General features: G+C 53.3%; 23 protein-coding genes. All 23 read right to left on the minus strand.

What is annotated here, in order from left to right; translation table 11 throughout:
* Nucleotides 1-92: 92 nt before the first annotated feature.
* The 23 genes from LJ738_RS14530 to rplV all read right to left on the minus strand — a co-directional run bounded on the left by LJ738_RS14530 (nt 93) and on the right by rplV (nt 12116).
* Nucleotides 93-1082 carry a DNA-directed RNA polymerase subunit alpha gene (locus tag LJ738_RS14530; protein ID WP_227787148.1) on the minus strand — a complete coding sequence of 330 codons (990 nt, stop codon included), beginning with the start codon at nt 1080-1082 and terminating at the stop codon, nt 93-95.
* A 90-nt stretch (nt 1083-1172) separates the two neighbouring features.
* On the minus strand, nt 1173-1778 hold the full coding sequence (rpsD, locus tag LJ738_RS14535; RefSeq protein WP_068191757.1) for a 30S ribosomal protein S4: 606 nt from the start codon (nt 1776-1778) through the stop codon (nt 1173-1175).
* 26 nt (nt 1779-1804) lie between these two features.
* Nucleotides 1805-2197 (minus strand): 30S ribosomal protein S11, encoded by a 393-nt coding sequence (gene rpsK, locus LJ738_RS14540; protein ID WP_035567868.1) that lies wholly within the window; start codon nt 2195-2197, stop codon nt 1805-1807.
* Nucleotides 2198-2284: 87 nt separating this feature from the next.
* On the minus strand, nt 2285-2662 hold the full coding sequence (gene rpsM, locus LJ738_RS14545; protein WP_046246596.1) for a 30S ribosomal protein S13: 378 nt from the start codon (nt 2660-2662) through the stop codon (nt 2285-2287).
* 108 nt (nt 2663-2770) lie between these two features.
* A complete protein-coding gene (rpmJ, locus tag LJ738_RS14550) occupies nt 2771-2887 on the minus strand; it encodes a 50S ribosomal protein L36 (protein WP_046246595.1) in 117 nt (38 codons plus the stop codon).
* A 21-nt stretch (nt 2888-2908) separates the two neighbouring features.
* A complete protein-coding gene (infA, locus tag LJ738_RS14555) occupies nt 2909-3127 on the minus strand; it encodes a translation initiation factor IF-1 (RefSeq protein ID WP_035567874.1) in 219 nt (72 codons plus the stop codon).
* Nucleotides 3128-3132: 5 nt separating this feature from the next.
* Entirely contained in the window at nt 3133-3915 is a 783-nt protein-coding gene (gene map, locus LJ738_RS14560; protein WP_227787149.1) for a type I methionyl aminopeptidase, read from the minus strand.
* Between the two features lie 6 nt (nt 3916-3921).
* The gene (gene secY / locus LJ738_RS14565; protein ID WP_227787150.1) at nt 3922-5241 is read right to left on the minus strand and encodes a preprotein translocase subunit SecY; all 1320 of its coding nucleotides are present in this window, start codon (nt 5239-5241) and stop codon (nt 3922-3924) included.
* Between the two features lie 15 nt (nt 5242-5256).
* Nucleotides 5257-5706 carry a 50S ribosomal protein L15 gene (gene rplO / locus LJ738_RS14570; protein ID WP_068191750.1) on the minus strand — a complete coding sequence of 150 codons (450 nt, stop codon included), beginning with the start codon at nt 5704-5706 and terminating at the stop codon, nt 5257-5259.
* 14 nt (nt 5707-5720) lie between these two features.
* Nucleotides 5721-5900, minus strand: a complete 180-nt coding sequence (gene rpmD / locus LJ738_RS14575; RefSeq protein WP_092676456.1) for a 50S ribosomal protein L30 — start codon at nt 5898-5900, stop codon at nt 5721-5723.
* Between the two features lie 5 nt (nt 5901-5905).
* On the minus strand, nt 5906-6397 hold the full coding sequence (gene rpsE, locus LJ738_RS14580) for a 30S ribosomal protein S5 (protein WP_035567955.1): 492 nt from the start codon (nt 6395-6397) through the stop codon (nt 5906-5908).
* A gap of 90 nt (nt 6398-6487) precedes the next feature.
* Complete coding sequence (rplR, locus tag LJ738_RS14585) at nt 6488-6838, minus strand: 50S ribosomal protein L18 (protein ID WP_227787151.1); 351 nt, start codon at nt 6836-6838, stop codon at nt 6488-6490.
* 9 nt (nt 6839-6847) lie between these two features.
* The gene (gene rplF / locus LJ738_RS14590; RefSeq protein ID WP_227787152.1) at nt 6848-7402 is read right to left on the minus strand and encodes a 50S ribosomal protein L6; all 555 of its coding nucleotides are present in this window, start codon (nt 7400-7402) and stop codon (nt 6848-6850) included.
* A gap of 27 nt (nt 7403-7429) precedes the next feature.
* On the minus strand, nt 7430-7828 hold the full coding sequence (rpsH, locus tag LJ738_RS14595) for a 30S ribosomal protein S8 (protein WP_068191741.1): 399 nt from the start codon (nt 7826-7828) through the stop codon (nt 7430-7432).
* A 362-nt stretch (nt 7829-8190) separates the two neighbouring features.
* A complete protein-coding gene (gene rpsN / locus LJ738_RS14600) occupies nt 8191-8460 on the minus strand; it encodes a 30S ribosomal protein S14 (RefSeq protein ID WP_035567891.1) in 270 nt (89 codons plus the stop codon).
* Nucleotides 8461-8472: 12 nt separating this feature from the next.
* Nucleotides 8473-9021 (minus strand): 50S ribosomal protein L5, encoded by a 549-nt coding sequence (rplE, locus tag LJ738_RS14605; protein ID WP_227787153.1) that lies wholly within the window; start codon nt 9019-9021, stop codon nt 8473-8475.
* Between the two features lie 15 nt (nt 9022-9036).
* The gene (rplX, locus tag LJ738_RS14610) at nt 9037-9381 is read right to left on the minus strand and encodes a 50S ribosomal protein L24 (RefSeq protein WP_227787154.1); all 345 of its coding nucleotides are present in this window, start codon (nt 9379-9381) and stop codon (nt 9037-9039) included.
* Nucleotides 9382-9384: 3 nt separating this feature from the next.
* On the minus strand, nt 9385-9753 hold the full coding sequence (gene rplN, locus LJ738_RS14615; protein ID WP_035567895.1) for a 50S ribosomal protein L14: 369 nt from the start codon (nt 9751-9753) through the stop codon (nt 9385-9387).
* Nucleotides 9754-9762: 9 nt separating this feature from the next.
* Nucleotides 9763-10062: a 30S ribosomal protein S17 gene (rpsQ, locus tag LJ738_RS14620; protein ID WP_227787155.1), complete on the minus strand. Its 300-nt coding sequence runs from the start codon at nt 10060-10062 to the stop codon at nt 9763-9765.
* 5 nt (nt 10063-10067) lie between these two features.
* Nucleotides 10068-10280, minus strand: coding sequence for a 50S ribosomal protein L29 (gene rpmC / locus LJ738_RS14625; protein ID WP_227787156.1), 213 nt, complete (start codon nt 10278-10280; stop codon nt 10068-10070).
* Nucleotide 10281: 1 nt separating this feature from the next.
* Entirely contained in the window at nt 10282-10707 is a 426-nt protein-coding gene (rplP, locus tag LJ738_RS14630) for a 50S ribosomal protein L16 (RefSeq protein WP_035567899.1), read from the minus strand.
* A gap of 104 nt (nt 10708-10811) precedes the next feature.
* Nucleotides 10812-11687: a 30S ribosomal protein S3 gene (gene rpsC / locus LJ738_RS14635; protein WP_227787157.1), complete on the minus strand. Its 876-nt coding sequence runs from the start codon at nt 11685-11687 to the stop codon at nt 10812-10814.
* A 6-nt stretch (nt 11688-11693) separates the two neighbouring features.
* The gene (gene rplV / locus LJ738_RS14640) at nt 11694-12116 is read right to left on the minus strand and encodes a 50S ribosomal protein L22 (RefSeq protein ID WP_227787158.1); all 423 of its coding nucleotides are present in this window, start codon (nt 12114-12116) and stop codon (nt 11694-11696) included.

Here is a 12116-nt window from a genome sequence, read left to right on the forward strand (position 1 = left end):
GTAAAAAATAAAGGTTTATTAAAAAGCGAATGGCTGAACCGTTAGCTGCCGACTGCAACACAGTCAACTTTCTAACGGTTCAGCCATTACGACTAGTCTTCTTCGAGGCGGTACTTGCCCAAGTCCATGCCGAACTCCAGGCCGCGCTCCTCAACGAGGTTCTCCAACTCAGTCAGGCTCTTCTTGCCAAAGTTGCGGAACTTCATCATGTCAGCGATTTCGAGCTGTACCAATTCACCCATCGTTTTGATGTCGGCAGCTTTGAGGCAGTTCTTGGCGCGTACGCTGAGCTCCATGTCCTCCAACGGAGTCTTGAGCATCTTGCGCATCTGCATGGTTTCCTCATCAATCGGCTCGTCTTCGGTCACGCGAGGACCTTCGAGGGTCATCGTGTTATCAGAGAACAGCATAAAGTGCTGAATGAGGATATTGGCCGCACCTTTCAGTGCTTCCTCCGGATGAATCGAACCGTCGGTCTGAATCTCAATGATAAGTTTCTCGTAGTCGGTCTTTTGCTCCACACGGGTGTTCTCGATGCTGTACTTCACGTTCTTGATAGGCGTGTAGATAGCATCGATAGCAATCTGACCAAAAACCTGGTCAGCCGGCTTGTTCTCATCGGCGGGCACATAGCCACGGCCACGAGCAATTGTCAATTCGAACTCCAACTCTTTGCTGGGGTCGATGTGCGCAATCACGTGGTCGGGGTTGAGCACCTCGAAGCCGCTGGCAAACTTGCCAATGTCGCTGCCCGAAAAGGTCTCCTGACCTTTCACGCGCACCGTAATTTTATCAGCAATGGCGTCGCTGGTCTTCTTGAACCGGACCATTTTCAGGTTCAGGATGATTTCGGACATGTCCTCAATCACACCTTCGATGGTCGAAAACTCGTGCAACACGCTGTTCGTGCGAACCGACGTGATGGCGAAACCCTCCAGCGACGACAACAGAATGCGACGCAGCGCATTGCCGATGGTGACGCCGTAGCCCTTCTCGAGCGGCTTAAATTCAAACGTCCCGGTGAAGTCGTCGGATTTCTCCATAACCACTTTCTCCGGCATCTGAAAAGCTAAGATTGACATATGTGGGGCGTAAAAAATTTGAAAAAATTAGGTGAAGTATAAGCACAAGTGCGGCCCGACAAATTGCCGGGCCGCTACCAGTAGCGTTAATTACTTCGAATACAATTCGACGATGAGCTGCTCCGTGATTTTCTCCGGAATCAGCTCGCGAGCTGGGGCGTTGATGAACTTACCAACCATCTCCTTGCCGTCCCACTCCAACCAAGAGAACTGGCGCGAGTTGCGAACCGAGAGGCTCGTGTTGATAGCTTCCAACGACTTCGACTTCTCGCGAACACCCACCACGTCACCAGCCCGGAGGTGGTACGAAGGAATGTTTACAACTTCGCCGTTAACGGTGATGTGCTTGTGGCCCACCAGCTGGCGAGCAGCGCGACGCGTCGAGGCAATACCCAAACGGTACACGGCGTTGTCCAGACGGGCTTCCAGCAGAGCAAGCAAGTTATCACCGGTGATGCCGGGCATGGTCGCTGCTTTGTGGAATAGGTTTTCGAATTGCTTCTCCAACATGCCGTACATGTACTTCACCTTCTGCTTCTCCATCAGCTGGACAGCGTACTCCGACTGCTTCTTGCGGCGGCCGCGGCCGTGCTGGCCCGGAGGATAGGCTTTCTTGTTGAGCGCTTTGTCGGGGCCGAAAATCGGCTCGTTGAAGCGACGGGCAATTTTTGAGGTAGGGCCGGTATAACGTGCCATCTTAATCTAATATCAGAAGTGAAAAACTAAACGCGACGACGCTTGGGGGGGCGGCAGCCGTTGTGCGGCAGCGGCGTTACGTCGCGGATGGTGGTCACCTCAATACCCACGTTGCCGAGGGCGCGGATGGCCGACTCACGGCCCGAACCCGGACCTTTAACGAATACTTCGGCTTTGCGCATGCCCAAGTCATGGGCTACTTTACCGCAGTCGCTCATCGCCATTTGGGCGGCGTAGGGCGTGTTTTTCTTCGAACCACGGAAGCCCATTTTGCCAGCCGAAGCCCACGAAATAACTTGACCGTTATTATTGGTGATGGAGATGATGATGTTGTTGAACGAGGCACGGATGTGTACCTGGCCAACCTGCTCCACCACGACAACGCGCTTCTTGGCTTTGTCTTTTCTTTTTTGTGCCATTTGGTTATCGCAAAAAATGCGGGAGGTGTTGGCGCTGGCAGCGCAAGTACATTACTCGCAGCCGCCAGCGCCGATTCCCGTGTGAGATTATTTGGTTGCCTTCTTCTTGCCGGCTACCGTCTTGCGCTTGCCCTTGCGGGTACGCGAGTTGTTCTTGGTGCGCTGACCGCGAACTGGTAGACCCTTGCGGTGACGCAAGCCACGGTAGCAACCGATGTCCATCAAACGCTTGATGTTGGTGGTTACTTCCGAGCGCAGCACGCCTTCCGTCTTGTGCTCAGCAGCAATGATGGCACGGATAGCGCCCGACTCCTCGTCGGTCCAGTCCTTCACCTTCTTGTTGATGTCAACCCCGGCTTTCACCAGAATCTTCTGAGAATTGCTCCGGCCAATGCCGAAAATGTAAGTCAGGGCGATTTCGCCGCGCTTGTTGTCCGGGATATCAACCCCTGCGATACGAGCCATTTTGTGTGGTTATGTGTTTGCGGACAGAAACCCGGCAACTACTTGGAAGGCGGGAAGTAGGTTAAACCAACTCCTCAGTACCCAAGGTTCCGGGATTCTAAAATAGGATTAACCCTGGCGCTGCTTGAAGCGGGGGTTTTTCTTGTTGATGACGTAGAGCTTGCCATTACGGCGGACCAATTTGCAGTCCACGCTACGCTTTTTCACCGAGGTTTTTACTTTCATGACCTGTGAAGGGAAACGGGTTTATTTATAACGATACTTTATCCGGCCCTTCGACAAGTCGTAGGGAGACATTTCCAGCTTGACCTTGTCGCCGGGCAGAATCTTGATGTAGTGCATCCGCATCTTGCCCGAAATGTGGGCAATCAACTGGTGACCGTTCTCCAGCTCCACGCGAAACATGGCGTTAGAGAGGGCTTCCAGGATGGTTCCGTCCTGCTCAATCGAGGCTTGTTTGGCCATAAGGGCTACTGCAGTGCTTTTTCTATGTACTCAAAGGAGGTGAGAATCTCCGCCTTATCTTTTCTAACTACTACCGTGTGCTCAAAGTGAGCAGAAGGCTTGCGGTCTTTAGTGCGAATGGTCCAGCCATCTGCCTCTTGTATCACGTCCTTCTTGCCCAAGTTTACCATTGGCTCAATTGCCAATACCAAACCGGTTTGCAAAAGCGGCCCCGAACCCCGCTTGCCATAGTTTGGCACTTCGGGTTTTTCATGCAAATTAGCGCCAACTCCGTGGCCGACTAACTCACGCACCACCCCGTAGCCCAATGGAGCAACATGGTTCTGGATTGCGTAGCTGATGTCACCGACACGGTTGCCGCTAACGGCTTGTTCAATGCCTTTGTACAGCGACGCCTTGGTTTCAGCCAAGAGCGTTAGTACTTCGGGAGCCACCTCCCCTATCGGGTAAGTGTAAGCACTGTCTGAATGAAAGCCATTCAGGTAAACCCCACAGTCTACCGATAAAATGTCGCCGCTTTTCAGCGGCTCGTCGGTAGCAAACCCGTGCACTACCACCGAATTCGGCGAGAGGCATAAGCTATAGGGAAACTTATTGTAGCCTTTGAAAGAAGGAACTCCACCATGGTCTCGGATGAATTCCTCCGCGCGCTTATCAAGCTGCCGCGTTGTCACTCCTTCCTTTACCATACCCGCGACTTCGCCGTGAGCCTTGGCCAGCACTAACGCACTGGCGCGGATAAGGTCAATCTCTTCTTCGGTTCTATATTGGATGCTGCCGCTGGCCATTGCTCCTTAAGAGGCTATCGAAATAGGCTGTGCCGTACGACCGCGCAGCTTGCCCGACTTCATCATGCCATCATAATGCTGCATCAGCAAGTAGCTCTGTACTTGGTTTACGGTATCTAGCACTACACCTACCATGATGATAAGTGACGTGCCACCGTAGAATGCCGAGAACGGACGAGTTACACCAAGCAATAAGGCGATGGCTGGGAAAATGGCAATCAATGCAAGGGCTATTGCACCAGGCAGCGTCACACGGGTAAGGATTTCATCAATGAACTCCGAAGTATCACGACCTGGCTTAACGCCTGGCACAAAACCACCACTGCGTTTCAAGTCATCAGCAATCTGATTAGGATTGACGCTGATAGCTGTATAGAAGTAAGTGAAGATGATAATCAGCAAGCCGAAGGTTAAATTGTACTGCCACGAGGTATAGTCCGAGAACTTCACGCCGATGTAGCTGGCAGTATCACTCTGGTTCTGCCATACCGAAGCCACAATAGCTGGCACGAACATCAGCGACTGCGCGAAAATGATGGGCATTACACCAGCGGCATTCACCTTAAGAGGGATGAACTGACGCTGGGCATCAAGCTGGGTAGTGCCGCCTACTTGCTTAGCATACTGCACCGCAATGCGGCGAACAGCCTGCGTAAGCACGATTACCGCCATTACTACAAGGAACAGCACCACCATTTCCAGCAGGAAAATTAGTGATTTGTTAACCCCCTTAGCTGCTGCCTCACCAATAATAGCACCTGGAAGACGCGAAACGATACCTATCATGATAATCATGGAGATACCGTTGCCAATACCCTTATCTGTGATTTTCTCACCCAACCACATACAAAACAGCGTACCGGCCGTGATGATAATCATGGTCGAAACGGTGAAGAAAGTGCCGGGATTGATGATGGCTTCGGCATTAATCGTGGCAATAAAACCAACTGATTGGGCCAATACAATTGGAATCGTCAGAATCCGGGTATACTGGTTAATTTTCTTACGTCCTGATTCGCCCTCCTTTTGGAGCTTTTGGAAATAAGGAACAGCAATCGTAAGCAGTTGCAATACGATTGATGCAGATATGTAAGGCATAATGCCCAACGCGAAAATTGACGCGTGGCTGAATGCACCACCGAGCAGTGTATCCAAGATGCCAAACAAGCCTTGAGCACCGGTCTTGAGGCGAGTCGGGTCTACACCCGGCAACACCACGTAAACGCCGAGGCGATAGATGGCAATGAAGAAAAGCGTATTGAGGATTCGCGTACGCAAATCCTCAATCGCAAAAATGTTCTTTATCGACGTGATAAACTTATTCATTGCCGAAGGTAGGCTTTAGAGCGTTACGGCTTTGCCGCCGGCCTTCTCGATGGCTTCAACAGCCGACTTCGAGAATGCGTGGGCGTGAACCTCCAAGGCAGTGGATACTTCGCCACGACCGAGGATTTTGATTTTGGCGTTTTTCGATACCAAACCGTTTGCTACGAAGTAAGCAGCATCCATAGTGGTAGCGCTGTTCTTCTCAAGCAGGGTAGCAAGCGCATCAAGGTTGATGGCTTTATACTCTACACGGTTAATGTTCGTGAAACCAAACTTAGGCACACGGCGCTGGAGGGGCATTTGACCACCTTCAAAGCCGGACTTGCGCTTGTAGCCCGAACGCGACTTGGCGCCTTTGTGACCACGGGTCGACGTGCCACCACGCGTGGAGCCTTCGCCCCGGCCAATCCGCTTCTCGTTTTTAGTCGAGCCGTAGGCTGGCGATAGATTGCTGAGATTAAGCATGACGATATATAGTCTTACAGTTCGGTTACTTCTAGCAGGTGCTTCACGCTGTTTACCATGCCCATGATGGACGGGTTTACTTCGTGCTGAGCGGTGCTGTTCATTTTGTTCAGGCCGAGGGACTGAACCGTGCGCTTCTGACGCTCGGGGCGGTCAATGGCGCTGCGCACGAGCTTTACTTGAATTTGTGCCATGTCAATTAACCGTTAAAAACGCGGGCAAGAGAGATACCACGTGCCTGTGCAATTTGCAACGGGTCACGCATTTTGGCCAAGGCAGCAAAGGTAGCCTTTACCACGTTGTGGGGGTTCGACGAGCCTTTCGACTTCGCCAGCACATCCTTGATACCAGCGCTCTCGAACACGGCACGCATTGCACCGCCGGCGATTACACCCGTACCAGCAGCAGCCGGTTGAATTAGCACGAAACCACCGCCATAACGGCCTTCCATAAGGTGAGGAACGGTGTGCTTGTACATTGGCACTTTCACCACGTTCTTCTTAGCGTCGTCAATGCCTTTGGCAATGGCGTCGGTTACTTCGTTGGCTTTGCCTAGGCCGTAGCCTACATTGCCGTTGCCATCCCCTACTACCACGATAGCAGAGAAGCTAAAGCGGCGACCACCTTTCACCACCTTCGCTACGCGGTTGATGGCTACTACTTTTTCTTTGAAATCGGAGTCAGCACCCATGCGGGAGTTGTCCTTGTTCCGGTCGCGGTCGTTGCTGCGCTGACGGTCTCCGCCAGGACGATTATTGTCGCGTTCTTGCGCCATGATATTTTAGAAATTGAGGCCGCCTTCGCGGGCTCCTTCAGCCAATGATTTTACGCGACCGTGATAGAGGTAACCCGAGCGGTCAAAAACCACTTTGGTGATACCTTTTTCAAGGGCTACGGCGGCGACCTGCCGACCTACAGCAGCAGCCAAAGCTACGCCATTGCCTCCTTCGGCCGATACTTTTTTCGACGTTGCTGCCGCCAGTGTGCGTCCAGTGGTATCGTCGATAATCTGAGCGTAGATGCCCGTGTTGCTACGGAACACCGAGAGCCGCGGCCGCTCGGACGTGCCAGCCACCTTGGTACGGATGATGCGCTGAATCCGCTTGCGGCGTTGTGCCTTATCAAATGCCATGATGCGAACTTATTTAGAGGCCGTTTTACCAGCTTTGCGACGGATGATTTCGCCCACGAAACGTACACCTTTGCCTTTGTAAGGCTCAACTTTACGCAACGAACGAATTTTAGCGGCCACCTGGCCCAGCAGTTGATTGTCGATGCTGGTCAGCGTAACAATCGGGTTTTTGCCTTTTTCAGTAACAGCAGTAGCAGTTACCTCTTTCGGCAGCGCGATAAACACGTTGTGCGAATAGCCCAAGGCCAATTCTAACGTGGTACCAGCGAGAGAGGCTTTATAACCTACACCTACCAACTCCAGCTGTTTGGTGAAGCCGTTGCTCACGCCTTCTACCATGTTGTTTATGAGCGAGCGGTATAGGCCGTGCATGGCTTTGTGGCGCTTCTGCTCCGTGGGACGGGTTACCGTGAGGGTACCGTCTTCGATGGCAACGTTGATATCGCGGTCCACTTGCGTGGTTAGCGTGCCCTTAGGGCCTTTCACCGTTACCACGTTGTCTTTCTCAACCGAGATAGCGACCCCAGCAGGGACGGAAATCGGGAGTTTACCAATACGTGACATAATTGAGTTAGCTAAAGCGGTTCCGGATTAGTACACGTAGCACAGCACCTCGCCGCCCACGTTCTCGGTTTTGCACTCTTTCTCCGTCATCACACCCTTCGAGGTCGAGATGATGGCGACACCCAGGCCGCTGAGTACGCGGGGCAGGTTGTCGGCTGCCACGTACTGACGCAAACCGGGCGTCGAAACGCGCTGCAGTTTAGTGATGGCGGGAGCCTTGGTGGTCGGGTTATACTTCAGAGCAATTTTGATGGTGCCCTGAACCGATGAATCATCAAAGCGGTACGACTGTATGTAGCCCTTGTGGTAGAGCACCTTCGTGATTTCCTTTTTGATGTTGCTGGCCGGGATTTCTACCACCCGGTGGTTCGCCTTGATGGCGTTGCGCACCCGAGTCAGGTAGTCGGCAATGGGGTCAGTATTCATTGAGTGTTAAATGCGTCCGCTTTTTTCGGAGCGCAAAGATAAGAAAATTTCGCCGGGTGCCCAACGGGACCAACGAAATTTCGGTTAAGACTACTTGGCTTGCCCGGCGACGGTACAGCCAATGGTTTCTTTTGGCAACCTGCCAAATGGTTTGAGGCCTTCCTCAGGATTTGGGAGTGCAAAGGTAACGGAAAACGTGACACTTATGCAAGCGCGCTGCATAAATCGCTCTTAAACTTTCCACCTTATGCTCCACCCCCTACTATGAATATGGTGTAGTATGTGAACAGGCCTAAGCTTTGCACACAAAAAAGCCCCCAATCGCTTGGGGGCTTTTTAAATTTAGCGAAAGCCTGACTGGACTACCAGCTCGACTTGGTCACACCAGGAATTTTCCCGGCCAGCGCCATTTCGCGGAAACGCACGCGGCTGATGCCAAACTTACGCATGTAGCCGCGGGGACGGCCATCAATCATGTCGCGGTTGTGCAAGCGCACGGGCGAAGCATTCTTGGGTAGCTTGTCGAGACCTTCATAGTCGCCGGCAGCTTTCAGAGCCTTGCGCTTCTCAGCGTAGCGGGCCACGGTGGCAATGCGCTTGCGCTCCCGTGCTTTGATGGATTCTTTAGCCATGAGTCAGGGAGATTATTTGTTAGCGTTTGCGAAAGGCATACCGAAAGCCTTGAGCAGTTCGTAGCTCTGCTCGTCGTTCTCGGCAGTGGTTACGAACGTAATGTCCATACCTGAGATGCCTTTAATTTTGTCAATCGAGATTTCGGGAAAGATGATTTGCTCCTTCACGCCGAGTGTGTAGTTGCCACGACCATCAAACCCTTTGTCGTTGATGCCTTTGAAGTCACGTACGCGGGGCAGGGCTACTGTCAGGAGACGGTCCATGAACTCGTACATTTTCTCGCCACGCAGGGTCACTTTAGCACCGATAGGCATGCCTTCACGGAGCTTAAAGTTTGACACCGAACGCTTAGCAATAGTCGCAATTGCTTTCTGACCGGTGATGGTCGTCAGCTCTTCTACACCATTGTCAACAAGCTTCTTGTCGGCAACAGCAGCACCAATACCGCGGTTGATGCAGATTTTGGTGATGCGCGGTACCTGCATAATGCTCTTGAACTGGAATTTCTCCTGGAGCGCGGGTACTACGTCTTTCTTATATATGTCTTTGAGACGGGCCATGATGCAGGGGGCTTATTAAGCCGTTTTGGCAGAGGCGCGCTTGGCTTTTGCAGGCGCTGCAGCTGGAGCTGCGGCAGCTGCGGCGCCTTTGCGCACCCGCTCACCGGTGGTGGGGTTAATAGCCTGCACGTTGCTCACGTGCATTGGCGCCTCCATCTTGGTGATGCCGCCCTGAGGCGATTTGGCGCTAGGCTTGTTGTGTTTCGTCACCAGGTTCAAACCCTCCACGGTTACGCGCTGGGTCACCCGGTTTACCGACTTGATAACGCCGGTCTTGCCGCGCTCGTCGCCTGCAATCACCTTAACGGTGTCGCCCGACTTCACGTGCAGTTGTACGGGGGCTGCTTTTTTGATAGCCATAGCTTACAGTACTTCAGGGGCCAGCGATACAATTTTCATGAACTGACGCTCACGCAACTCACGAGCTACTGGGCCGAAGATGCGCGTGCCGCGAGGCTCGTCGTTGTTGTTAAGCAACACGGCAGCGTTATCGTCGAATCGGATGTACGAACCGTCCTTACGGCGTACTTCTTTCTTCACGCGAACAACTACGGCCTTGCTCACAGTGCCTTTCTTAGCGTTACCGGAAGGAATAGCCGACTTAATAGCTACTACAATCTTGTCGCCAACGCTGGCGTATTTCTTGCCCGTGCCACCCAAAACGCGGATGCAGAGGACTTCCTTAGCGCCGCTGTTATCGGCCACCGTCAGGCGGGATTCTTGCTGTATCATCGAATTAGATTATTTAGCGCGTTCAATAATTTCCACCAGGCGCCACCGCTTGGTCTTGCTCAGCGGACGGGTGCTCATGATGAGAACCGTATCGCCTTCGCCGCACTCGTTGTTCTCGTCGTGGGCGTGGAATTTCGTGGTTTTAGTCACGAACTTGCCGTACATGGGGTGCTTTTGTTTCTGCACCACAGCTACGGTGATGGACTTGTCCATCTTGGAGCTCGTCACCTTGCCGGTGATTTCCTTGCGCATGTTGCGCGAGGCTTCAGCAGCAGCGGTTTGGTCTTGGGTTGTTACGTCGGTTGCCATCGGAATTAAGCGGGGTTAGAGGCCTGCTCGTTGTTCCGACGAGTCTGCTCGGTGAGCAAGCGGGCGACGTTTTTACGGTTGGCCTTGAGACGGGCAGGATTTTCCAGGGGCGAAATCGCGTGAGCGAAACGCAGCTGCTGGCCCTGGGCCTTCTCGGCGGTGAGTTGCTCTTTCAGCGCTTCAGCGGAAAGGCTTTTGTGGTCGGTCTTGTTTTTCATCTTAAGCGGCGTCCGTATAGTCGCGGCGAACCACGAATGAAGTACGAACCGGCAGCTTCTGAGCCGCGAGACGCAGCGACTCTTTAGCTACTTCCAGCGATACGCCGTCCGACTCGAACATGATTTGACCCGGTTTCACGCAGGCTACCCAATACTCGGGCGAACCTTTACCCTTACCCATCCGCACTTCAGCAGGCTTCTTGGTAATAGGTTTGTCGGGGAAAATGCGAATCCATACTTGCCCTTCGCGTTTCATGGCGCGGGTCATGGCAATACGAGCAGCCTCAATTTGGCGAGCCGTAATCCAAGACACTTCCAGCGACTTGATAGCGAACGAACCGAAGTCTATGGAGCTGCCGCGGTAGGCGAGGCCTGTTACGCGACCCTTTTGCATCTTGCGATACTTGGTCCTTTTCGGTTGTAACATTTGAGTTTATTAAAAGAGATTTTCTAAAAGGAATTGAGCGAACAGTCGAACATTTCACTTCGTTCACCCACTGTGCAAACGAAGTGAAATGTCTTTGACTTATTCTAGCGGCGCGGGCCGCGAGCGGCACCGGCTCCACCACCAGCGGCGGGGCCATTGCGACGGGGACCAGTGTTGTCGCCAGCGCCACGGGGGGCACGGTCGCCTCCTCCAGCGTTGCCACGACCAGCACCACCATCACGACGCGGGCCACGGTCGCCTTCACGACGCTCGCCACGGGGGCCACGGTCGTCACGACGTCCGCCGGCATCGCCACCGGGGTTGGTGAGTTGCTGGTTGGGCGAGAGGTCAGGCTTGCCGAACACTTCACCGCGCATTACCCACACCTTGATGCCGATTTTGCCATACACGGTCTGAGCTTCTGACAAAGCGTAGTCGATATCGGCGCGCAGCGTGTGCAGCGGCGTACGACCTTCTTTGTACTGCTCCGAACGGGCAATCTCAGCACCGCCGAGACGGCCACCGCACTGAATCTTGATGCCTTCGGCACCAACACGCATAGCAGCCTGAATCGACATTTTCATGGCGCGACGGAAGGAGATACGAGCGGCCAACTGCTGGGCAATGCTCTCGCCTACCAGCTTGGCATCCAACTCCGGACGCTTAATTTCGAAGATGTTGATTTGAACGTCTTTGCTGGTGATTTGCTTCAGCTCGTCCTTAATCTTGTCAACCTCCTGGCCGCCTTTACCAATTACCACACCCGGACGAGCCGTGTTGATGGTGATGGTGATGCGCTTCAGGGTGCGCTCAATCACAATGCGGCTGATGCCACCTTTCTGAATACGAGCGTTGATGTACTTGCGGATTTTTTCGTCCTCCACCAATTTCTCGGCGAAGTCCTTGCCGCCGTACCAGTTGGAGTCCCAGCCTTTGATTACTCCCAAGCGGAAGCCAACCGGATTTACTTTCTGTCCCATATTAAATTAGGATTTGGCGTCGGCCTTAGGGTTTTCGGTAGTACCAACTTGCTTAGCGTGCTCGGTGGTTTTCTTGCCAAGCTTCTCCACTTTCGTGTCGATTTTCAGCGTCACGTGGTTGCTGCGCTTGCGGATGCGGTGACCGCGACCCTGAGGGGCGGGGCGCAGGCGCTTCAGCTGACGTCCTTCGTCCACGAAGATTTCGCTGATGTAGAGGTTTGCGTCCTCAATCCGCTCTTCTTCGTTGTGCTGCTGCCAGTTGGCCAAGGCCGAAAGGAGCAGTTTCTCAATCTTCTCGGCGCCGATGTTGGCTTCGAAGCGCAACAGCCCGAGGGCCTGAGTCACTTTCTTGCCGCGCACGAGGTCGGCCACCAAACGCATCTTGCGAGGCGAGGTCGGCACATTGCGGAGTTTTGCTACTGCTTCCAT

Origin of the sequence: Hymenobacter plasmatis (assembly GCF_020711255.1) — a bacterium.
GTDB lineage: Bacteria > Bacteroidota > Bacteroidia > Cytophagales > Hymenobacteraceae > Hymenobacter.

Coding starts and splice junctions, on each gene's coding strand:
- LJ738_RS14530 (WP_227787148.1), bottom strand. CDS start 1,082: ATGTCAATCTTAGCTTTTCAGATGCCGGAGAAAGTGGTTATGGAGAAA.
- rpsD (WP_068191757.1), bottom strand. CDS start 1,778: ATGGCACGTTATACCGGCCCTACCTCAAAAATTGCCCGTCGCTTCAAC.
- rpsK (WP_035567868.1), bottom strand. CDS start 2,197: ATGGCACAAAAAAGAAAAGACAAAGCCAAGAAGCGCGTTGTCGTGGTG.
- rpsM (WP_046246596.1), bottom strand. CDS start 2,662: ATGGCTCGTATCGCAGGGGTTGATATCCCGGACAACAAGCGCGGCGAA.
- rpmJ (WP_046246595.1), bottom strand. CDS start 2,887: ATGAAAGTAAAAACCTCGGTGAAAAAGCGTAGCGTGGACTGCAAATTG.
- infA (WP_035567874.1), bottom strand. CDS start 3,127: ATGGCCAAACAAGCCTCGATTGAGCAGGACGGAACCATCCTGGAAGCC.
- map (WP_227787149.1), bottom strand. CDS start 3,915: ATGGCCAGCGGCAGCATCCAATATAGAACCGAAGAAGAGATTGACCTT.
- secY (WP_227787150.1), bottom strand. CDS start 5,241: ATGAATAAGTTTATCACGTCGATAAAGAACATTTTTGCGATTGAGGAT.
- rplO (WP_068191750.1), bottom strand. CDS start 5,706: ATGCTTAATCTCAGCAATCTATCGCCAGCCTACGGCTCGACTAAAAAC.
- rpmD (WP_092676456.1), bottom strand. CDS start 5,900: ATGGCACAAATTCAAGTAAAGCTCGTGCGCAGCGCCATTGACCGCCCC.
- rpsE (WP_035567955.1), bottom strand. CDS start 6,397: ATGGGTGCTGACTCCGATTTCAAAGAAAAAGTAGTAGCCATCAACCGC.
- rplR (WP_227787151.1), bottom strand. CDS start 6,838: ATGGCATTTGATAAGGCACAACGCCGCAAGCGGATTCAGCGCATCATC.
- rplF (WP_227787152.1), bottom strand. CDS start 7,402: ATGTCACGTATTGGTAAACTCCCGATTTCCGTCCCTGCTGGGGTCGCT.
- rpsH (WP_068191741.1), bottom strand. CDS start 7,828: ATGAATACTGACCCCATTGCCGACTACCTGACTCGGGTGCGCAACGCC.
- rpsN (WP_035567891.1), bottom strand. CDS start 8,460: ATGGCTAAAGAATCCATCAAAGCACGGGAGCGCAAGCGCATTGCCACC.
- rplE (WP_227787153.1), bottom strand. CDS start 9,021: ATGGCCCGTCTCAAAGACATATATAAGAAAGACGTAGTACCCGCGCTC.
- rplX (WP_227787154.1), bottom strand. CDS start 9,381: ATGGCTATCAAAAAAGCAGCCCCCGTACAACTGCACGTGAAGTCGGGC.
- rplN (WP_035567895.1), bottom strand. CDS start 9,753: ATGATACAGCAAGAATCCCGCCTGACGGTGGCCGATAACAGCGGCGCT.
- rpsQ (WP_227787155.1), bottom strand. CDS start 10,062: ATGGCAACCGACGTAACAACCCAAGACCAAACCGCTGCTGCTGAAGCC.
- rpmC (WP_227787156.1), bottom strand. CDS start 10,280: ATGAAAAACAAGACCGACCACAAAAGCCTTTCCGCTGAAGCGCTGAAA.
- rplP (WP_035567899.1), bottom strand. CDS start 10,707: ATGTTACAACCGAAAAGGACCAAGTATCGCAAGATGCAAAAGGGTCGC.
- rpsC (WP_227787157.1), bottom strand. CDS start 11,687: ATGGGACAGAAAGTAAATCCGGTTGGCTTCCGCTTGGGAGTAATCAAA.
- rplV (WP_227787158.1), bottom strand. CDS start 12,116: ATGGAAGCAGTAGCAAAACTCCGCAATGTGCCGACCTCGCCTCGCAAG.